Consider the following 18,836-nt stretch of genomic DNA (forward strand, 5'->3'; position numbering starts at 1 on the left):
GTCGGTTCCCAGGCTGCGCAAGGATCGCGAAACATGCCGATGTCGATCACACCAAGGACTGGCAGCACGGGGGCAAGACCACGCCAGACAACCTCGCTTGTCTCTGTCGACATCACCACACACTGAAACATCGATTAGGCCCCGACGAGGGATGGAAGGTCAGGCAGCTCGAACCCGGGGTGCTCGAATGGACCGATCTACAGGGTCAGATCCGAACAACGGAACCACCACCGGTGCCGAACGCGACGCTGGTCGCCGTCAGGAACGCTCGGTGACGCCGCGCACCGCGTCGCGCAGTGCACGTTCGGCGTCCCAGCCGTGCTCGCGTGCTGTCTGCACGAGGCCGAGCAGCACTTCGCCGAGCTGCTGCTCTGACTGCACGTCGGCATTGCTGGCGGCGGGAACCGCCATGTCGCGACGCTTCATGCGCGACAGCACCTTCTGTGCTCGCTGCAGAGCGGGCAGGGCAGCCGGAATCCCATCGTCGACGTGCACGCGCTCGGTCTTGCCCGCTTCGGCGGCCTTCAGGACCTCCCAGTTGGCACGCACCGACTCGATGTCGGCATCCGCGTCTCCGAAGACGTGCGGATGACGCGACTCCATCTTGTCGGCGACCGCCTGCGCCACATCCTCGAAGGCGAAACGGCCCTCGCTTCGGGCGATCTCGGCATGAAAGACGACTTGAAACAGCACATCGCCGAGCTCTTCGCGGAGTTCGGCATCGTCGCCCGACTCGATTGCGTCGACGGCCTCGTACGACTCCTCGATCAGATACTGCACGAGCGAGGCGTGCGTCTGCTGTCTGTCCCACGGGCAGCCGCCCTCGCCGCGGAGGGTCTGCATCATCTCGACGAGGCGTTCGATCTGGCTCATTCTGCCGACTCCTTCGGTGCTGCCGGCGGCAGAACGTCACTCAGCAGCTTCGATACCCATTCGATCAGCTTGTCGTCGGCCAGGAGCTCAGCCTTGGTGCCGGCGAGCCTGCCGCCACCTCGTGTCGGCAGCGGCACGACGAGCACGTTCGCCGCAGTCTGCAGCTTGGCTTCGGGATACAGCCGACGCAGACGCATCTGCAGCGAATCCTTCAGCTCGACAGGGCCCACCCGAAGGTTCGGGCCGACGACGAACACCTCAGAGAGCTTCGCAGCTTGCGCCTGCCTGCGCAGGCGGGCCATGGCCACCAGGTTCTGCACCTGCTGCGGCAGCTCGCCGTAGCGGTCACGCAGCTCGTCGACGACGCGGTCGATCGAGTCTCCGTCAGTGTGTCCGGCTGCCGAAGCGAGCTTCTGATATGCCTCGAGACGCAGCCGCTCAGAGTCGATGTAGTCGTCAGGAACAACAGCATCGACCGGCAGCTCGAGTCGCAGCTCGCGCGGCGCATCCTCAGCGTCACCGCGGAAGGTCGCGACAGCCTCGCCGATCATGCGGATGTACAGGTCGAAGCCGACGCCCGCGATGTGGCCGGACTGCTCGCCGCCGAGCATGTTTCCGGCACCGCGGATCTCGAGGTCCTTCAGCGCAACCTGCATGCCAGCACCAAGCTCATTGTGCACGGCGATCGTCTCGAGGCGGTCGTGCGCCGTCTCGCTGAGCGGCTTGTCGGAGTCATACAGGAAGTAGGCATAGGCACGCTCGCGGCCACGGCCCACGCGTCCGCGCAGCTGGTGCAGCTGCGAGAGGCCATAGCGGTCGGCGCGATCGACGATCAGGGTGTTGGCGTTGGGGATGTCGAGGCCGGTCTCGACGATCGTCGTGCAGACGAGCACGTCGTAGTGCTTCTCCCAGAAGTCGTCGATGACGTGCTCGAGTGTCGACTCGCCCATCCGTCCGTGTGCGATGCCGACGCGGGCCTCCGGCACCAGCTCGGCGATCTGCGACGCGACCTTGTTGATCGAAGCGACCCGGTTGTGCACGAAGAAGACCTGGCCCTCGCGCAGCAGCTCACGCCTGATGGCCGCCGCCACCTGCTGGTCGTTGTAGGCGCCGACGAAGGTCAGAACGGGGTGCCTCGCCTCAGGAGGCGTCGCAAGCGTCGACATCTCGCGGATGCCCGTCACGGCCATCTCGAGCGTTCGCGGAATCGGGGTGGCGCTCATCGCGAGCACGTCGACATTGGCCTTGAGTGCCTTCAGCTTGTCTTTGTGCTCGACGCCAAATCGCTGCTCCTCGTCGATGATGACGAGCCCCAAGTCTTTGAACTTCATCTTCTCCGCGAGGATGCGATGGGTTCCAATGACAACGTCAACGGTGCCGTCGGCGATGCCCGCAATCGTCTCGCGTGCCTCTTTGTCAGTCTGGAAGCGGCTCAGCGCCTTCAGATTCACCGGAAAGCCTGCAAACCGAGACGCGAACGTCTCGAAGTGCTGCTTGACCAGCAGCGTCGTCGGCACCAGCACCGCGACCTGCTTGTTGTCTTGCACCGCCTTGAATGCGGCTCGCACCGCAACCTCGGTCTTGCCGTATCCGACGTCGCCGGAGAGCAGCCGGTCCATCGGAATCGGCGACTGCATGTCGCGCTTGACCTCGTCGATCGTCGTCAGCTGGTCGGGTGTCTCGGCGAAGGGGAAGGCGTCTTCAAGCTCAGCCTGCCAGGGGGTGTCGCGGCCGAACGCGAAGCCGCGCGAGGCCTTGCGCGCCGAGTACAGCTGCACCAGCTCGACCGCGATGTCGCGCACCGCTCGCCGCGCCTTCGACTTCGCACTCTGCCAGTCGCTGCCGCCCATCTTCGACAGTGCGGGAGCCTCGCCTCCGACATAGCGGCTCAGCTGGTCGAGCTGGTCGGTCGGCACCGAGAGCCGGTCGCCCGCATGGCCGCGCTTCGACGACGCGTACTCGATGACCAGATACTCGCGCGTCGTCTTCGAGGCGTTGCGGCCGCCGGTGGAGACCTCTCGCTGCATCAGCTCGACGAATCGGCCGATGCCGTGCGTCTCGTGCACGACGTAGTCTCCGGCTTTCAGCTGCAGCGGGTCGACGACGGTTCCCCGCCTGGTCGACAGCTTCTGCGACGAGCGACGGTGATCGCTGACAGCCTTGCCGAAGAACTCGGCCTCGCTCAGAATCGCGATTCGGCTCTCGGGCAGCAGGAATCCGCTGCCGATCGCCGCCTGCGTCACGACTGCGACGCCTGCCGCCAGCTGCGCATCCGCTCCCTCTTCGACAGCTCGGGCCGCGATCTCGTGCTCTGCCAGCACATCGGCGGCGCGCTGCACCATGCCGGCGCCGGCAGCGGTGACTACCACCTGCCACTGGTCTCGGAGTCGCTCCCCCACGAACTCGACAGCGCCGTCTGCGTTGCCTGCGAATGACGGAACCGGCTTCGCCTCGATCTCGGACTGGTCAGCGAGGTCGTTGGCGAGCTGCGTGACATCGCACCACGGGCCATCGGTGGATGCTCGCAGTGCGTCGAGCTCGATGAACTCGCCGCCGCTGAGGTCGATGGGAGCCTCTGCTCCGGCCGTCGCCGCACTCCAGGCTGCCTCGAGGAACTCGCGGTTCGTGTCGTTGAGGATCTTGATGCGGTCGCGAACCCGCTCGTGGCCCATGACGATCACACGGGTTCCGGGCATGAGCGCCGTGATCGGCTCGAGGTTCGAGACGAGCGCGGGAGCGAGCGATTCCATGCCCTCGGCAGGGATGCCCTCGGAGAGCTTCTCGAGCAGGCCTCCGATGGCCGGGAACTCGTGCTGCATCTCCTTCGCACGCTGGCGCACCGACTCGGTCAGCAGCAGCTCGCGGCTGGGAGGCATCACGACTTCTTCTGCGTCGTCGCTCGATCGCTGGTCGGCGACCCTGAACCAGCGCATCTGCTCGATCTCGTCGCCGAAGAACTCGGCACGGACAGGATGCTCGGCTGCGGGCGAGAACACGTCGAGGATGCCGCCGCGAGAGGCGAACTCGCCGCGACGGGTGACCATGTCGACACGGGTGTATGCGAGCTCGATCAGGCGGCCGATGATCGCCTCGATGCTGTTGCCCCTCGAGCCCGCACGCAGCACGACGGGTTCGACATCGGCGATGTCTGAGGTGATCGGCTGCACTGCTGCACGCACCGATGCGACGACGATGCCGCGTCTGCCGGACTCGAGGCTGCGGATCCTCGCGAGCGCGTCGTAGCGCTGCCCGACGGTCTCGGGTGAAGGGCTGAGGCGCTCGTGCGGCAGGGTCTCCCAGGCCGGGAACCCGACGATCTGCGCATCCGGAGCCCAGGCCTCGAGGTCGCCCACGAGCTGATCCGCCTCGCGCCTGGTCGGCGTGATGACCAGGGTGGATCGCTCTGCATCCGAGAGCGCAGCGACGACAGGAGCTCGAAGCGAGTCCATCGCTGAGACCGCGCCGCTGGCGACTCTCAGGTGCTGCAGTTCAGAGAGCGGCCCTTCAGTGAGGGTGTCGAGAACTCGACTGAGGGTCACTTGGTCCAGAGCTCTTCGCCGTTGGCGTCAAGACCTCTCCAGCTCCAGGAGAATCCCTCGCGGTCTTCGAGCACAGGGGCCTGCGTCACGAACACCGGAGCAGGGCTCTCGATGTCTGCAGGAGTCTCGGTCTTCTGCATCTCGATCTCTTCGCCGTTGTAGTCGAGAATCGTCGTCTCGGTGCCCTCTTCTGCGATCACGATGATCAGTTCGCCTTCGCCCGACTTGTCGCCGTCGTAGCAGATCAACACGGGTTCGCCGAGGCACGAGAGCACCCGGTGGTCGCCTTCGGCGATGATCACATCGTGCATGCCCGACTCGGTGCCCTTGTCGTAGTACACGTCGTAGGTCTCGTCGATGCTGCCGACCGGCTCGAAGCCGATGAACGGCTCGGTTGCGTAGTCTGCCTGGCCGGCACATCCGGTCAGTGCCGCGAGGCTGACGCACGCGAGTGCTGCCAGCACGGTCTTCGGCTTGTTGCGGGCCATCAGTCCTCCTGCTCCACTAGCGCTCAAGCGTAGTGGAATATCTCTGCCGTTCGGCCTCACGCACGGTCTTCGCGGGTGTGCACGCGCTGCTGCGCTGCGACGAGGCCGTCGCGAATCACGAGCTCGACGGCGTCGGCCGTCTCGTCGATGAGATTCGGCAGCAGCTTGCGCTCTTCGCCGCTGAAGCGCCGGAGCACGTGCTCGGCTGGGTCTTGGCGGCCGGGCGGGCGCCCGACACCGAATCGCACGCGCACGAAGTCAGGGCCTCGAGAGGCGATGATGTCGCGCAGTCCGTTGTGGCCGCCGTGGCCTCCTCCGGACTTCAGCTTGAGCGCATCGAACGGCAGGTCGAGGTCGTCATGCACGACGATGATGTTCTCGTTGGCGACGCCGTAGTAGTCGGCGAGCTGCGCGACCGGCCCGCCGGATCGGTTCATGAAGGTCTCTGGAAAGGCCATGACGATCTTCGGCCCGCCGATGATGCGAGCCTCTGCGACCGAAGCCGCGGCCTTCCTGTGCCGACTGCGCTTGGCACCGGCCCTGGCGATGAGCTCGTCGAGCACATCGAGGCCGATGTTGTGGCGCGTATGCGCGTAGTCGGGCCCGGGGTTTCCGAGCCCGACTACGAGAAAGGTGTCGGCTGACATCGAGCGGGTGACTACTCCGAGTCGCCTTCGGCGTCGGTCTCGTCGTCTGCCTCTGCTTCACCAGCAGAGTCTTCGCCGGCTGTCGTCTCGGTGTCGAGCTGCGGCACGATGATTCCCACGACGAGCTGCTCGGCGTCGGTCAGCAGCTCTGCGCCCTCGGGCAGCGTGACGTCGGCAGCGGTGACGAGCGCGCCCTCTTCGAGGCCCTCGATCGAGACCATGAGGTACTCGGGGATGTTGAGTGCGTCGACGTCGAGCGACAGCGTGTTGACCTCGAGGTTCGAGATCGTTCCGGGGGCGCTTTCGCCCTCGAGGTGCACGGGCACGTCGACCGTGACCTTCTCGCCGCGCTTGACAATGATGAGGTCGAGGTGCTCGATGGCGTCTGCACCCATCATGACGGGGTTGCGCTGCACGTCGCGCACCAGCGCGAGCTGCGAAGCGCCCTCGATGTCGAGGTCGATGATCGCGTTCGAGCGGCGGACGACGAGGAAGAGCTCGTGCGTGTTCAGCGTGAGGTGCTGGGGCTCGGTGCCGTGGCCGTAGAGGACCGCGGGGACCTTGCCTGCGGCACGGAGGCGACGTGCTGCGCCCTTGCCGAATTCGGTGCGCTGCTCGGTGACGAGCTTGCTTCTCTGACTGCTCATGGATTGCTCCCTTATGGGTTCAGGGGCCGGTGGGCCCAGTTCAGTTGTCGACTCGAACGCTGTTGCGTGAGGAATGGGACTGGCCCACGGGCAGCCATCCAGGCTGTCTGTCTCACTGCGTCGATCACGGGCACGGAGCCCCTCGCCGAAGTTCAGCGACCATAGTAGCAGTCGCAGTGCGGGGGTCGTCGAGACTACTGTTGGAGGACAGCGGGCAACCGCACGTCGCACAACATGGAAGGCTGGCAAGTGAGCTCTGCGAAGGCAAATATCGGAGTCGTCGGACTCGCAGTGATGGGTTCGAATCTGGCGCGCAACCTCGCCAGCCGCGAAGGCAACAGTGTTGCAGTCTACAACCGCACCGGGTCGAAGACCGACGAGCTCGTCGCCGAGCACCCCGAGGCCGGTTTCGTTCCGTCGAAGACCGTGGCTGAGTTCGCCGCGTCGCTCGAGCAGCCGAGAACCGCCATCATCATGGTGCAGGCCGGTGCTGCGACCAACGCCGTCATCGATCAGCTCGTCGCCGAGTTCGAGCCCGGCGACATCATCGTCGACGGCGGCAATGCCCTCTTCACCGACACCATCCGCCGCGAGGCCGCTGTTCGCGAGACGGGCATACACTTCGTCGGATGCGGCATCTCCGGCGGCGAGGAGGGCGCACTGAACGGCCCCTCGCTCATGCCCGGCGGAACCGTCGAGTCATACGAGACCCTCGGCCCCATCCTGCGCTCCATCGCAGCGCTTGCCGATGACGGCGAGCCCTGCGTCACCCACATCGGCACCGACGGCGCCGGCCACTTCGTCAAGATGGTGCACAACGGCATCGAGTACGCCGACATGCAGCTGATCGGCGAGGCCTACGACCTCATCCGCCGAGGCACGGGCAAGACGCCCGCCGAGATCGCAGAGATCTTCGCCGCCTGGAACACGACCGAGCTCGAGTCGTACCTGATCGAGATCACCGCTGAGGTGCTCCGCCAGGTCGACGCCGAGACGGGCTCGCCGCTCGTCGACGTCATCCTCGACGCGGCCGGCGCAAAAGGCACGGGCGCGTGGACGGTGCAGTCGGCACTCAACCTCGGCGTTCCCTCGACCGGCATCGCCGAGGCGACCTTCGCCCGCTCGCTCTCGTCGCAGCTCGGGCAGCGCGCGCAGGCCAAGGGCCTTCCCGGACCCGAGGCAGCCGCCGTCGATGACGCCGACGCATTCATCGAAGACGTGCGCCTCGCGCTCTACGCATCGAAGATCATCGCCTACTCGCAGGGCTTCGACATCATCGTCGCCGGTGCAGAAGAGCACGGCTGGAACATCGACAAGGGCGAAGTCGCGAAGATCTGGCGCGCCGGCTGCATCATCCGCGCGCGCTTCCTCGAGCGCATCACCGAGGCCTACGCAGAGCAGCCCGACCTGGTCGCGCTCGTTCTGGCGCCGTTCTTCACGGATGCGGTGGCCGGCGGCCAGGACGCCTGGCGGCGGGTCGTGCAGTACGCAGCCGGTTCGGGCATCCCCGCGCCTGCCTTCTCGTCGACGCTCGCCTACTACGACGGCCTGCGCGCAGACCGCCTGCCAGCGGCCCTCGTGCAGGGACAGCGCGACTTCTTCGGTGCGCACACCTACCGGCGCGTCGACCGCGAAGGCTCCTTCCACACCGAGTGGTCGGGCGACCGCTCAGAGACTGCCCTCTAGCGGGGCGGAGGCGGCGTGAAGCTGGTCATGGAGTCCTCGGCGAAGGCCTCCCTGATCAGCTCGACGCCGTCCCAGTCGACGTGCACGACCGACTGATCGCCGATCATGCCGGTTCCGGTCGTGGGCAACGTGAAGGTCTGCAGCGGCGGCTTGCCGCCATTGGCAGAGACGAGTGAGGCGCCGAGCGACACCATCTGCGTCGTCGACATGGTGTCTGTCGTGGCCATGTGCGGCGACAGGCTCTCGATGATGTCGGCGAGCTTCAACGGGTTCGCCAGCACCTCGGGCGCCAGGATGCCGTTCAGAGCACCGCGCATGAACGCCTGCTGGTTGTGCACTCGCTGGTAGTCGCCGTCTTCGAACGCGTATCGCTCGCGCACGAACTCGAGGGCCGCTTCTCCCTCGGAGATCGTGATGTTGCCGGCTTCGAAGTCATAGTTCTTGGTCGAGAACGCACGGTCGTTGTTGAGCGTCACTCCCCCGAGCTCTTCTGTCAGGCCCTTGAAGCCCTCGAAGTCGATGACCGCGACGTGGTCAATTCGCTGGTCGATGACCGTCTCGACCGTCTGCACCATGAGCGAGACGCCGCCGAGCGACAGCGCGGCGTTGATCTTGTTCTCGCCGTGGCCCGGGATCTCGACCCACGAGTCGCGCATGACCGACATGATCTGGATGCTCTTGCGATCCGGCGGGATGTGCGCCACGAGAATCGCGTCGGCGCGGTCGCCGAGGTTGTCCATGAGGTCCTGGCCCTCTTCGCGAGAGTCTGTTCCGAGCAGCAGCACGTTGATCGGCGAGCCCGACTCGGTCTCGACCACCTTGGGCCGGTCGCTGTCGTCGGGGAACGCCGACTCAACGGTCGAAACACCGTCGAATGCGGAGTTGAGGCGGAGGAGCAAGGCTGCGATCGCGATCGCGAGCACCACCACAACGCCCAGAAGGATCCAGAGGACCTTGCGAACTCTGCGCTTCTTCCTGGGCTTGTCGACCGTTTCAGTAGCTGTCATGCGTGCAATTCTAGCCGCGGTGAACCGGTGCGAGCCCCCGCCAGAAGAACAGCCCGAGCAGCACCCAGCCGACTGCGATGAGCACAGCAACCCACGAGAGCGTCACGACGATGAGCAGGCAGGCAACGATGCCGACCCACGGCACCCACGAGGGCAGCCACATCCGTCGGCCCTCCTGCGCGAACCGTGCGCGCATCCGTATTGCCGACCAGTGCGCGATCGCGTAGTAGCCCAGCACGAACGTCGACGAGACGGCGACCATAGCGCTCGCCGGCAGCAGGACAGCCACGACGATCGCGAGGGCCATGACCACGAGCTCGGCGATGATCGGAGTCTTCGTGCGTCGGTTGACGGCGCCCAGGATGCCGGGCATGTCGCGCCCATGCGCCATCGCGAGCGCCGTGCGGCTGAGGCCCGCCAGAATGCCGAGCAGCGAGCCGAGGCAGGCGATGACCGCACCCAGCATGACGACCTGGTGCAGGATGGGGTTGCCGACGAGGTCGGCGACGGGAGTCACTGACTCGGGCAGATCGTCGCCCAGGCGCATCGAGGTCGCGAGCGCGAGCAGCCCGTAGATCACGAGCACGAATGCGAGCGCGCCGAGAATGGCTCGCGGCAGCGTCTTGCGAGGCTCGACCACTTCTCCCCCGAGCGTCGCCATGCGCGCATAGCCCGCGAACGCGAAGAAGAGCAGGCCGGTCGCCTGCAGGACAGCGAGCCCGCCGAGCCCCTCGAGCTCGAACTGATCGGTTCCCTCTGGCACGAACGTGGCTGCCGTGGATGCGGTCGTGAGCGTCGACTCGGCCCCCGAGAACGCCCAGCCGAGGGCGATCGCGATGATGGTGACGGTGATGACGACGATCACCTTCGACACGGCAGTCGTGACGCGCATGCCGAGGATGTTGATGACAGACAGCGCCATGATGGTGACGACGGTCCAGGCGACGGCTGCATCCTGGCTGATGTGGCGTGCTGCGATCGAGGCCATGGCGGCTGCTGAGAACGTCTTGCCCGTCAGGAACATCCAGCCTGCTGAGAACCCGACCCACGGGCTGACTTCAGAGCGGCCGTACGCGTATGCACCGCCCGAGACCGGATGCTCCATGGCCAGCTGCGCACTCGAGAGCGCGTTCAGCACCGCGATGAGCGCCGCAAGCAGCAGGGCGGCCCAGAGCAGGTCTCCGGCGAGGGACGCTGCAGGCGACCACACGAAGAACAGGCCTGCGCCGACCATGGCAGAGATTCCGATGGCGGCCGCGCCTGCGACGCCGACGGTTCGTTTCAGTTCAGTCACCCTATGAACTTAGGCGACATATGTGAACAGATGGTTCACTGCTGCTCGAGCTCGTCGAGGTCTTCCTGATCGATGATGTCCATGGGCTTCGTGAATGACTCGCGACGGGCTTCTGCCTCGGCGCTTCCGGTGAAGAGGCCCTGCCTCGGCATCGAATCCGTCGTCTGGCCGCGCTTGCGCGTGGGCTTCGGCAGCTCTTCGCTGGTCATCCTGACGCGCTGGTACGGCATCGACTCGGGGTGCACCTCGCGAACCCAGGTCACGAGCTCTTCGCGCACGTGGCTGACGAGGTCGTTCATGATCGCACCGTCGGCCACGCTGACGATCACGCGGATCTTCACCATGCCGTTCTGCGCGTCGTTGACCTGCAGGACGGCGACGCGGCCGTCCCAGATCTCACTCGCCTCGACGATGCGCTTCATCTCCTCGCGCATCTCCTGCACCGGTATCGACCAGTCGACATCGAGCATGACCTGCCCCATGATGTCGCTGTCGGTTCGGGTCCAGTTCGCGAACGGCGTCGACGTGAAGTAGGTCGACGGCAGCACGAGCCGGCGATCGTCCCAGATGTGCACGACGACGTAGGTGAGGGTGATCTCCTCGATCGTTCCCCATTCGCCCTCGACCACGACGATGTCGTGCATGTTGATGGCGCCGGAGAACGCGAGCTGCATGCCAGCGAAGACGTTGGTCAGCGCACTGGTCGCGGCGATGCCGGCGATGACCGAGATCAGACCTGCAGAGGCGAGCACCGAGGCGCCGGCGGCACGGGCGCCTTCGAAGGTGAACAGCACGGCACCGACTGCGATCACGACGATGAGGGCTGCGACGATGCGACGCAGCAGCTGCACCTGCATCTGCACACGCCGTGCGCGACGCTCCGTGGCCTTGTCGGTCTTGTAGTGCGCCAGCAGCCAGTCGCTGACCGCCATGACGATTCTGAACAGCAGGTAGGCGGCCGCGATGATCGTGACGATCTGCATGATGTGGTGGATGTTCGACGGCAGCGGGTCTTCCCACTTGCTGGGCACGCGCATGATGGTGGCCGCACTCCATGCACCGACGATGAACACCAGCACGAACAGCGACGTGGCGACGCGCCCCACGACCTCGCGAGCGCGCACACGGCTTCGAGCGATGGCGATCGACGCGATGCGGAACACCAGCAGCGCGATGAGCGCCACAGCGAGACCCCACAGCACCGAGAGCCCGATCGGCAGGACATACAGCGTGAACAGCGATTCGACTGCCTCTTCAACCACTTGGCACCTCTTCCGTGTGAAAGCTGATTCTCTACTGTCGCACGAGTTCGACGAGGACTTCGGCGTGTTCGGTATGAGGGAACATGTCGAACAGCTGCGCCCGCACTGCGCGCATGCTCGGCATCGCCTCGATGTCGCGGGCGAGGGTGGTCGGATTGCAGCTCGAGTACACGATGCGCGCGGCACCCGACTCCTCGAGCCACTGCGCCAGCTCGCCGATTCCGCGCCTCGGCGGATTCACCAGCACGAGGTCTGGCACCTGCTCGCCGAGCTGCTGCATCTGCACCGCGTCTGCTGCGACGAACCGCGCATCCACGCCCGCTGCCGCAGCCGCGGCCCGTGCGCTCGCCACTGCCTCGTCGCTGACCTCGACACCGACGATGTCGGGAGCCGCTGACCCTGCCTCGAGCACCGCCGCCGCCGCGTGCAGCGCGAAGCCGCCGACGCCGCAGTAGAGATCCCACATCGCCGCGGGAACCGCGTCGACGATCCATTCGGATGCGCGGGCATAGAGCGCGCGCGTCACCTGCGTGTTGGTCTGGAAGAAGCTGCGCGGGCCGAGCTGCAGCGTCACCGCCCCAAGCGGCATCGGCAGCAGCCGGGTGTCTGTGAGCACGGTCTCTTCTGCGCCTTCGATCACGGCCTTGTGCTCGGGCTGCAGGTTGACGCTCACGACGCGGAGCCCGGGCACTGCGGCCAGCAGCTGCGGCAGCGCGCGGCGGATGCGCCCCAGCTGGCCTTCGCTGCGCAGCACGAGTCGCATCGCGAACTCGCCAGCCGGCGACACGGTCAGCAGCACGTGCTTCAGCTCGCCCTGCCGCTCACGCACGCTGTACGGCGTGAGGCCGGCCTCGTTGATCCACGCCGCGATCGAGGGCAGCACCGCGAGGATCGGCTGCTCCTGCAGCTCACAGCCGGTGAGGTCGATGCCGCGTCGCTGCCGATCGAGGATGCCCAGCGAGACGAGCCCCGTGCGACCGCCGACCACCAGCTTGGCCTTGTTTCTGAAGTTCGCCTCGGCGCTCGCCTGCGGCGTCAGCCACTCGAGATTCGGCGCCACGCCCTGCAGCTGCTCTCGAACGCGGGCGTCCTTCGACGCCAGCTGCTGCTCGTAGGGCACCTCAAGCAGGGTGCATGAGCGGCAGCGTCCGGCTGAATAGTAGGCGCACTGCACGCCCTAGAGTCTAGTTCTCGGCAGCATCGCGTGCGCCGTAGCCGGCCACAGCGAACACGCACGCGAGCACGAGCACACCGACACCCGCGACGCCCGCCAAGACGAACTGACTCATCTCCTGCACGTGCGCATCCGTCGCCTCGTTCGGTATCTCTCCGGGAACCACCAGCACGAACGCGAACCCCACCGCGATCAGCGCGGGGGCTATTCCTGCCAGCGGATGCGCGATGCGCTCGAGCGGATGCGCCTCACCGCCGTCGAAGAACCCGCGCACAATGTCGCCGAATGCGACCACCAGCGCGAGCGCGAATGCAATGGCGATGACGGTGATCATGGTCTCGACGATCGCCGTGTCCTCTTCTGAGACCCGGGGAGCACTCGTGAAATCGGTTCCCGAGTAGCCGGCCTGGTTGCCGAGCACCCCGAGGTTGAATACGACGAGCACGCCGAGCCCGACGAATCCGATGGCGAGGAACCCTGTGACGATTCGCGCCGGCGCGGCCGTCAGCAGCTCGCGCAGCTGCTCGAACGGCTCATAGGGCTTTCGCAGGGCCGCGGGGTCAGCGTCGGGCCAGCGACGGATGCGGTGAGCGATCCAGAAGGACAGCACCAGCTGCAAGAGGCTCAGCAGTGTGATCACAGCACCTGCCCACAGCAGGTGCTCGAGCTCGCCGATCCAGCCTGAGCCGACCAGCAGGAGCCCGAGCGGCGTGCCGAAGCCGCCGATGGCACGGCTGCGAAAGCGAGACCGCTCCCAGCGCTCGCGCGACTCGGGAGTCTGGTCGGGTGCGTGGATCACGTCGACGAAGATCTGCACGCCCATGAGGAACACCGCAACGCTCAGCGCTACGATCGCCGCCATGCCGGGCCAGAGGCCGGAGAGCAGCGCGCTGCCGACGCCGGTGCCGTGGATGCCCATCGAAAGCAGCACCAGGGCGGCGAAGGTTCCCGCTGCCGACGCGAGCGCTGTCGACAGCGCGCGGGAGAGGCCTCCGTGAAGCCGCTCGCTCTGGGTCACGCGAACACTGCTGTCTGGATCAGGCGGCGCCGTCGAACATGCTCGTGACCGAGCCGTCTTCGAACACCTCGGTGATCGCACGCGCCAGCAGCGGCGCGATCGAGAGCACCTTGAGCTTCTCGAAGCGCTGTTCGTCGCGAAGCGGCAGCGTGTCGGTGACCACGACCTGGTCGATCGCGTCGGCGCCGAGGATCTCGGGAGCCGGGTCGGAGAAGATCGCGTGCGTCGCAGCGACCACGACGTTCGTGGCGCCGTTCTTCTTCAGCGCCTCTGCGGCCTTGACGATCGTGCGGCCCGTGTCGATCATGTCGTCGACGAGCAGGCACGTGCGTCCGGCCACGGAGCCGACGATCTCGTGCACCGAGACCTGGTTCGGCACGAGCGGGTCGCGGCGCTTGTGGATGATGGCAAGCGGTGCGCCGAGCTTGTCGCTCCAGACGTCGGCGACGCGCACGCGCCCCATATCGGGCGAGACGACCGTGAGGCTCTCGGGGTCGAGCGAGTTCTTGAAGTGCTCGAGCAGCACCGGCATCGCGAAGAGGTGGTCGAACGGACCGTCGAAGAAGCCCTGGATCTGCGAGGCGTGGATGTCGATCGACATGATGCGGTCGGCGCCGGCGGTCTTGAAGAGGTCAGCCACAAGACGAGCCGAGATCGGCTCGCGGCCGCGGCCCTTCTTGTCCTGGCGCGAGTACGGGTAGTACGGCATGACGACCGTGATGCGCTTGGCACTCGCGCGCTTGAGCGCGTCGACCATGATGAGCTGCTCCATGAGCCACTCGTTCACGGGGCTCGAGTAGCTCTGCACCACGAACACGTCAGCGCCGCGGACCGAGCCCTCGAAACGGGTGTAGATCTCACCGTTGGCGAACGTGCGCGCGTCGACGCCCATGAGATCGGTGCCGATCTCGTCTGCGACGGCCTGCGTCAGAGCTTCGTGCGAACGCCCTGAGATCAGGACGAGGTGCTTGCGGTTCTTGGCAACGATCGACGACACGATGCTCGCTTTCTACAGGTTCTGATCTTCGCTGGCCGTCTCGGCTGCCTTGGCGGCTGCCGAGTCTGGTCGATTCTGCTGGACCCAACCGCTCATGTTGCGCTGCGGAGTGACCGAGATCGCGAGCGCGCCGGGCTCTACTGCCTTGCGCACGACCGTTCCGGCACCAGTGTACGCCCCGTCGGCGATGTTCACGGGCGCAACGAAGACGTTGTGGCTGCCGGTGCGAACGTGGCTTCCGACCGTCGTCCGGTGCTTTCTGACGCCGTCGTAGTTCGCGGTGATGGTGCCGGCGCCGATGTTCGAGCCCTGGCCGACTTCGGTGTCGCCGATGTACGAGAGGTGCGGCACTTTCGACCCCGTGCCGATCTCGGCGTTCTTCGTCTCGACGAACGTGCCGATCTTGCCGTCTGCGCCGAGCCGCGTGCCCGGCCGCAGGTACGCCCACGGGCCGACTGTCGCATCCGCCCCGATGACGGCACTGAACGACTCTGTGCGCCGAACGCTCGCGCGCTCGCCCACCGTCGTGTCGGTGAGTGTCGTGTCTGGGCCGACTGCGGCGCCGGCTGCGACCGTCGTCGATCCGAGCAGCTGGGTGTTCGGCAGCAGCGTGACGTCCTGGGCAAGCCGCACATCGATGTCGAGCCATGTCGAGAGCGGATCCTGCACCGTCACGCCCTCGCGCTGCCAGTGGGCGACGAGTCGGCGGTTGAGCTCAGCGGCCGCAGCACCGAGCTGCACGCGGTCGTTGACCCCGGCGACGAGCCACGGGTCTGCCGTCGGCATGGCCTCGATGCGGCCTCCGGAGGCCTGGATGCGCAGGGCCGCGTCGGTCAGATACTTCTCGCCCTGCGCATTGTCGGTGCCGATCTCGTCGAGGGCGACGCGCAGCTCGGCACAGCTGAACACGTAGATGCCGCCATTGACCTCTGTGACCTTGCGCTGGGCCTCGTCGGCGTCCTTCTCTTCGACGATCGCCTCGAACGAGCCGGCTCGGTTGCGGATGATGCGCCCGAAGCCCTTCGGCTCGGCCATGATCGTCGACAGCACGGTCATCGCGTTCATCGAGTGGTCGTGCTCGGCGATCAGGTCGCGCAGCGTCGCGGCGTCGATGAGCGGCACGTCACCCGAGAGCACGACGACGGTTCCGTCGAAGTCAGCGGGGAGCGCGTTGATGCCTGCCTCGACCGCGCGGCCCGTTCCGGGAACGTCGTCCTGGTCGGCGATTGCGACGCCGTCGGCCAGCGACGTGATCGCCTCGACCATCTGGTCGCGCTCGTGCCGCACGACGGCAACGGTGTGCGCAGGCTCGAGCTGGCCGGCGGTGCGCAGCACGTGGCCGATCAGCGGCAGCCCGGCAAGCGCGTGCAGCGGCTTGGCGATCGCGCTCTTCATTCGCGTGCCGGATCCGGCGGCGAGCACGATGACCGCGAGCCCGCGGTTTGACGGACGATAGGCGTCGGAGACGTTCATGCGCACAACGCTACCGGCATCACGAGCGGATGCGCGCACGCGCTAGGCTGGATCGCGCACTGCAGCGCGGTCCGCCTTGGTGTAATGGCAGCACGACGGCCTTTGGAGCCGTGAAGTCTGGGTTCGAATCCCGGAGGCGGAGCTCGGCAGCACTCGACAGCGAGGGGAAGCCATGCACAGGGATGTGGTCGACACGATCATGGAGCAGTGGTCAGGCGCGCGCCCGGAGGCAGACATCTCGCCCCTGGCTGTGCTCAGCCGCATCATGCGGCTCGGCAAGCGGCTCAACCTGGCGAGGGCCTCCGCTTTCGCTCACGCAGGGCTCGAGCCGTGGGAGTTCGATGTGCTCTCTGCGCTGCGACGAGCCGGCCAGCCGCTGACGCCCACGAGGCTCATAGAAGAGACGATGGTCACCAGCGGCACCATGACCAACCGGCTCAGCGGCCTCTCGGAGCGCGGCCTCATCACCCGCGTCGCACACCAGACCGACCGCCGGTCGATGCTCGTCGAGGTCACCGACAAGGGCATCGACCGGGTCGACACGGCCCTCGACACTCTGCTGAGTGCCGAACAGCGCATCCTCGCAAGACTCGACGACGACGAGCGCGAGACGCTCGCGACGCTGCTGCGAAAGCTGAGCGCCGGAGTCTGACCGACTAGCGGTTGATCAGCTCGAGCGCGAGGTCGCGCACGCGCTCCATCTCGCTCTGCGTCTCTGCCTCGACGTTCAGACGCAACAGCGGCTCGGTGTTCGACGGGCGAACCGAGACCCACCACGATCCGCTGCGCTCGGCGATGAAGATGCCGTCGAGGTGATCGATCTCGCCCTCGGCGCCGAAGCGCTCGATGATGCGCTCCTTCGCCGATTCGATGTCGTCGACGCGAGAGTTGATCTCGCCGCTCGAGAAGTACGGGGTGCACTCAGCCGACAGCTCGCTCATGGGACGCTCGCCCATGCCCAGCTGCGCCAGCACGTGCATCGCCGCGAGCATGCCGTTGTCAGCACCCCAGAAGTCGCGGAAGTAGTAGTGGGCCGAGTGCTCGCCGCCGAACACTGCCCCGGTCTCGCGCATGCGGTCTTTGATCAGCGAGTGTCCGACGCGCGTGCGAACTGCCTTGGCGCCCGCTCCCTCGATGGTCTCGGCGACCGATCGCGACGTGATGAGGTTGTGCAGCACCGTGATCTCGGCTTCACCTTCGGCGCGAACGCGCTCGATCTCGCGCAGGGCGACGATGGCTGAGACCGCGGACGGCGAGACTGCTCCGCCGCGCTCGTCGATCACGAAGCAGCGGTCGGCGTCGCCGTCGAACGCGAGGCCGATGTCGGCGCCGTGCTCGACGACGGCCTTCTGCAGGTCGACCAGGTTCTTCGGCTCGAGCGGGTTCGCCTCGTGGTTCGGGAACGTGCCGTCGAGCTCGAAGTACATCGGAATGATCTCCAGCGGCAGCTGGCCGAGCCCCGCCTCGGTCGACAGGACCGCCGGCACCGTGAGGCCGCCCATGCCGTTGGCCGCATCGACGACGACCTTCAGGGGGCGGATGCCCGAGAGATCGACGAGTTCGCGCAAGTACGCGGCGTAGTCGGCGAGCACGTCTCGCTCGCTCACGCTGCCCTCCTGCGGGGCGGCGGGGATGTCGCCAGCGTCGAGGAATGCCTGGGCACCGTCTCGCACCTCGGCGAGCCCGGTGTCGAGGCTGACGCCCTGGGCTCCGCGGCGCGAGAGCTTCATGCCGTTGTAGGCGGCCGGGTTGTGGCTGGCTGTGAACATGATGGCCGGCACATCGAGGGTGCCTGAGGCGAAGTACGACTCGTCTGTCGAGCAGAGGCCGATCGAGATGACGTCGGCGCCGCGACGCCTGATGCCCTCGGCTGCTGCCCGGGCGAACGCGGGCGAGGAGTCGCGCATGTCATGGCCGATCACGATGGGCCGCTCTGTTCCGCCCACGTCGGCGAACGCTGCGGCGAGCGCGCGCACGACGTCTGCGGTCAGCTGGGACTCGACGAGTCCGCGAACGTCGTATGCCTTGACGATGTCGCTCAGTTGCATGGGATTCCTCTTGTTTGACGAATGGCTCAGGTTCAGGCGCTGCCAGGATTGCGGATCAGCGTCCACTCGCTCGGGGCTTTCATCCGAGACGCGTGAACCTCACACAGATCGTAGCCGCCCGCCGCGAGCTCAGGAGACAGCGGACCGATCACCATGACTCTCGAGTCATAGTCATAGCTGAGGGTGAAGTCTGCGTAGTTGCGGCACGTGGGCTTCACGCAGAATCGTTCGGTCACGCTCAGATTCTACTGTGCGGCTACGCTGGGGCCGTGGAGCGACCCAGCAGACGGCACGGCAGACGCGGCATGCGCTCGGCTGTCACTGGTCCCGAGCTGCCGCTGACGGTGACCCGCGAGTCGCAGTTCGTCGAATGGGTGTCTGAGGCCGCGGCTCACGCCAAGTCGCTGTGGCCCGAAGAGCTCGCCCGGGTTCGATTCCAGCTCAGCGATGTCCCCCGCGAGCTTCCCGACGACGCCGGGCGTGTTCCGCTCTGGCACGTCGACCGCGAGCTCGACGTGATCACCGTGCACCGGCTCGTCTACGAGTTCATGCTCCGGCCGCAGCTCGAAGACGACTGGCACGAGCGCTTCGCCGTCGAGGGCGCGGTCTACCGTGCCGTCGCAGAGTACTTGGGGCGCGACCCCTGGGAGGTTGCGCCCGACCGATTCCGGCACGGCTGAGCC

At 66.5% G+C, this 18,836-nt stretch carries 18 protein-coding genes and 1 tRNA gene; 5 read left to right on the forward strand and 14 right to left on the reverse strand.

Going from position 1 to position 18,836, the window contains the following annotated elements; all coding sequences use genetic code 11:
- The first annotated feature begins 23 nt into the window (after positions 1 to 23).
- On the forward strand, positions 24 to 275 hold the full coding sequence (locus CZ674_RS02480) for an HNH endonuclease signature motif containing protein (protein WP_086990997.1): 252 nt from the start codon (positions 24 to 26) through the stop codon (positions 273 to 275).
- Here CZ674_RS02480 and CZ674_RS02485 read toward each other — a convergent pair.
- The 5 genes from CZ674_RS02485 to CZ674_RS02505 form a co-directional block, all read right to left on the reverse strand.
- Positions 259 to 873, reverse strand: coding sequence for a MazG family protein (locus CZ674_RS02485; RefSeq protein WP_086990944.1), 615 nt, complete (start codon positions 871 to 873; stop codon positions 259 to 261). The genes CZ674_RS02480 and CZ674_RS02485 overlap by 17 nt on opposite strands.
- Positions 870 to 4,322 (reverse strand): transcription-repair coupling factor, encoded by a 3,453-nt coding sequence (mfd, locus tag CZ674_RS02490; RefSeq protein WP_086990998.1) that lies wholly within the window; start codon positions 4,320 to 4,322, stop codon positions 870 to 872. The genes CZ674_RS02485 and mfd overlap by 4 nt, the downstream gene beginning before the upstream one ends.
- Positions 4,323 to 4,408: 86 nt before the next feature.
- A complete protein-coding gene (locus tag CZ674_RS02495; protein ID WP_086990946.1) occupies positions 4,409 to 4,900 on the reverse strand; it encodes a hypothetical protein in 492 nt (163 codons plus the stop codon).
- A gap of 56 nt (positions 4,901 to 4,956) precedes the next feature.
- On the reverse strand, positions 4,957 to 5,547 hold the full coding sequence (gene pth, locus CZ674_RS02500; RefSeq protein ID WP_086990948.1) for an aminoacyl-tRNA hydrolase: 591 nt from the start codon (positions 5,545 to 5,547) through the stop codon (positions 4,957 to 4,959).
- An 11-nt stretch (positions 5,548 to 5,558) separates the two neighbouring features.
- A complete protein-coding gene (locus tag CZ674_RS02505; RefSeq protein WP_086990950.1) occupies positions 5,559 to 6,194 on the reverse strand; it encodes a 50S ribosomal protein L25/general stress protein Ctc in 636 nt (211 codons plus the stop codon).
- Between the two features lie 249 nt (positions 6,195 to 6,443).
- On the opposite strand from CZ674_RS02505, the gene gndA reads away from it, so the two are divergent.
- The gene (gene gndA / locus CZ674_RS02510) at positions 6,444 to 7,880 is read left to right on the forward strand and encodes an NADP-dependent phosphogluconate dehydrogenase (RefSeq protein WP_268802380.1); all 1,437 of its coding nucleotides are present in this window, start codon (positions 6,444 to 6,446) and stop codon (positions 7,878 to 7,880) included.
- Here the strand turns inward: gndA and CZ674_RS02515 are convergent.
- Genes CZ674_RS02515 through glmU form a run of 7 tightly spaced genes read right to left on the reverse strand, consistent with a single transcriptional unit; the run spans position 7,877 to position 16,105 of the window.
- Positions 7,877 to 8,887 carry an LCP family protein gene (locus CZ674_RS02515; protein ID WP_086990954.1) on the reverse strand — a complete coding sequence of 337 codons (1,011 nt, stop codon included), beginning with the start codon at positions 8,885 to 8,887 and terminating at the stop codon, positions 7,877 to 7,879. The two genes, gndA and CZ674_RS02515, sit on opposite strands and share 4 nt — an antisense overlap.
- Before the next feature lie 10 nt (positions 8,888 to 8,897).
- Positions 8,898 to 10,181, reverse strand: a complete 1,284-nt coding sequence (locus CZ674_RS02520; RefSeq protein ID WP_086990956.1) for an APC family permease — start codon at positions 10,179 to 10,181, stop codon at positions 8,898 to 8,900.
- A 35-nt stretch (positions 10,182 to 10,216) separates the two neighbouring features.
- Complete coding sequence (locus CZ674_RS02525; protein ID WP_086990958.1) at positions 10,217 to 11,443, reverse strand: mechanosensitive ion channel family protein; 1,227 nt, start codon at positions 11,441 to 11,443, stop codon at positions 10,217 to 10,219.
- 31 nt (positions 11,444 to 11,474) lie between these two features.
- On the reverse strand, positions 11,475 to 12,617 hold the full coding sequence (locus tag CZ674_RS02530) for a methyltransferase domain-containing protein (protein ID WP_086990960.1): 1,143 nt from the start codon (positions 12,615 to 12,617) through the stop codon (positions 11,475 to 11,477).
- A gap of 10 nt (positions 12,618 to 12,627) precedes the next feature.
- Entirely contained in the window at positions 12,628 to 13,635 is a 1,008-nt protein-coding gene (locus tag CZ674_RS02535) for a hypothetical protein (protein ID WP_086990962.1), read from the reverse strand.
- Positions 13,636 to 13,654: 19 nt separating this feature from the next.
- On the reverse strand, positions 13,655 to 14,632 hold the full coding sequence (locus tag CZ674_RS02540; RefSeq protein WP_086990964.1) for a ribose-phosphate diphosphokinase: 978 nt from the start codon (positions 14,630 to 14,632) through the stop codon (positions 13,655 to 13,657).
- Positions 14,633 to 14,644: 12 nt separating this feature from the next.
- Positions 14,645 to 16,105 (reverse strand): bifunctional UDP-N-acetylglucosamine diphosphorylase/glucosamine-1-phosphate N-acetyltransferase GlmU, encoded by a 1,461-nt coding sequence (gene glmU / locus CZ674_RS02545; RefSeq protein ID WP_086990999.1) that lies wholly within the window; start codon positions 16,103 to 16,105, stop codon positions 14,645 to 14,647.
- Positions 16,106 to 16,175: 70 nt separating this feature from the next.
- Here glmU and CZ674_RS02550 point away from each other — a divergent pair.
- Together CZ674_RS02550 and CZ674_RS02555 are read left to right on the forward strand one after the other, a co-directional pair.
- Positions 16,176 to 16,247: transfer RNA gene (locus CZ674_RS02550), tRNA-Gln, on the forward strand.
- Between the two features lie 30 nt (positions 16,248 to 16,277).
- Positions 16,278 to 16,757, forward strand: coding sequence for a MarR family winged helix-turn-helix transcriptional regulator (locus tag CZ674_RS02555; RefSeq protein ID WP_086990966.1), 480 nt, complete (start codon positions 16,278 to 16,280; stop codon positions 16,755 to 16,757).
- A gap of 4 nt (positions 16,758 to 16,761) precedes the next feature.
- On the opposite strand, the gene CZ674_RS02560 is transcribed toward CZ674_RS02555, so the two are convergent.
- Positions 16,762 to 18,153: a phosphomannomutase/phosphoglucomutase gene (locus CZ674_RS02560; RefSeq protein ID WP_086990968.1), complete on the reverse strand. Its 1,392-nt coding sequence runs from the start codon at positions 18,151 to 18,153 to the stop codon at positions 16,762 to 16,764.
- 32 nt (positions 18,154 to 18,185) lie between these two features.
- A complete protein-coding gene (locus CZ674_RS02565; RefSeq protein ID WP_159456875.1) occupies positions 18,186 to 18,389 on the reverse strand; it encodes a DUF3499 family protein in 204 nt (67 codons plus the stop codon).
- Between the two features lie 33 nt (positions 18,390 to 18,422).
- Between CZ674_RS02565 and CZ674_RS02570 the strand changes: the two genes are divergently transcribed.
- A complete protein-coding gene (locus CZ674_RS02570) occupies positions 18,423 to 18,833 on the forward strand; it encodes a hypothetical protein (RefSeq protein ID WP_143244603.1) in 411 nt (136 codons plus the stop codon).
- Positions 18,834 to 18,836 lie beyond the last annotated feature (3 nt).

The sequence above is a fragment of the Agrococcus casei LMG 22410 genome (assembly GCF_900163565.1).
GTDB lineage: Bacteria > Actinomycetota > Actinomycetes > Actinomycetales > Microbacteriaceae > Agrococcus > Agrococcus casei.

Bases quoted from the DNA above. Each gene is read 5' to 3' on its own strand.
- CZ674_RS02555 (WP_086990966.1), top strand. From the start codon at position 16,278: ATGCACAGGGATGTGGTCGACACGATCATGGAGCAGTGGTCAGGCGCG.
- CZ674_RS02485 (WP_086990944.1), bottom strand. From the start codon at position 873: ATGAGCCAGATCGAACGCCTCGTCGAGATGATGCAGACCCTCCGCGGC.
- CZ674_RS02495 (WP_086990946.1), bottom strand. From the start codon at position 4,900: ATGGCCCGCAACAAGCCGAAGACCGTGCTGGCAGCACTCGCGTGCGTC.
- CZ674_RS02505 (WP_086990950.1), bottom strand. From the start codon at position 6,194: ATGAGCAGTCAGAGAAGCAAGCTCGTCACCGAGCAGCGCACCGAATTC.
- pth (WP_086990948.1), bottom strand. From the start codon at position 5,547: ATGTCAGCCGACACCTTTCTCGTAGTCGGGCTCGGAAACCCCGGGCCC.
- glmU (WP_086990999.1), bottom strand. From the start codon at position 16,105: ATGAACGTCTCCGACGCCTATCGTCCGTCAAACCGCGGGCTCGCGGTC.
- CZ674_RS02515 (WP_086990954.1), bottom strand. From the start codon at position 8,887: ATGACAGCTACTGAAACGGTCGACAAGCCCAGGAAGAAGCGCAGAGTT.
- CZ674_RS02560 (WP_086990968.1), bottom strand. From the start codon at position 18,153: ATGCAACTGAGCGACATCGTCAAGGCATACGACGTTCGCGGACTCGTC.
- mfd (WP_086990998.1), bottom strand. From the start codon at position 4,322: ATGGACTCGCTTCGAGCTCCTGTCGTCGCTGCGCTCTCGGATGCAGAG.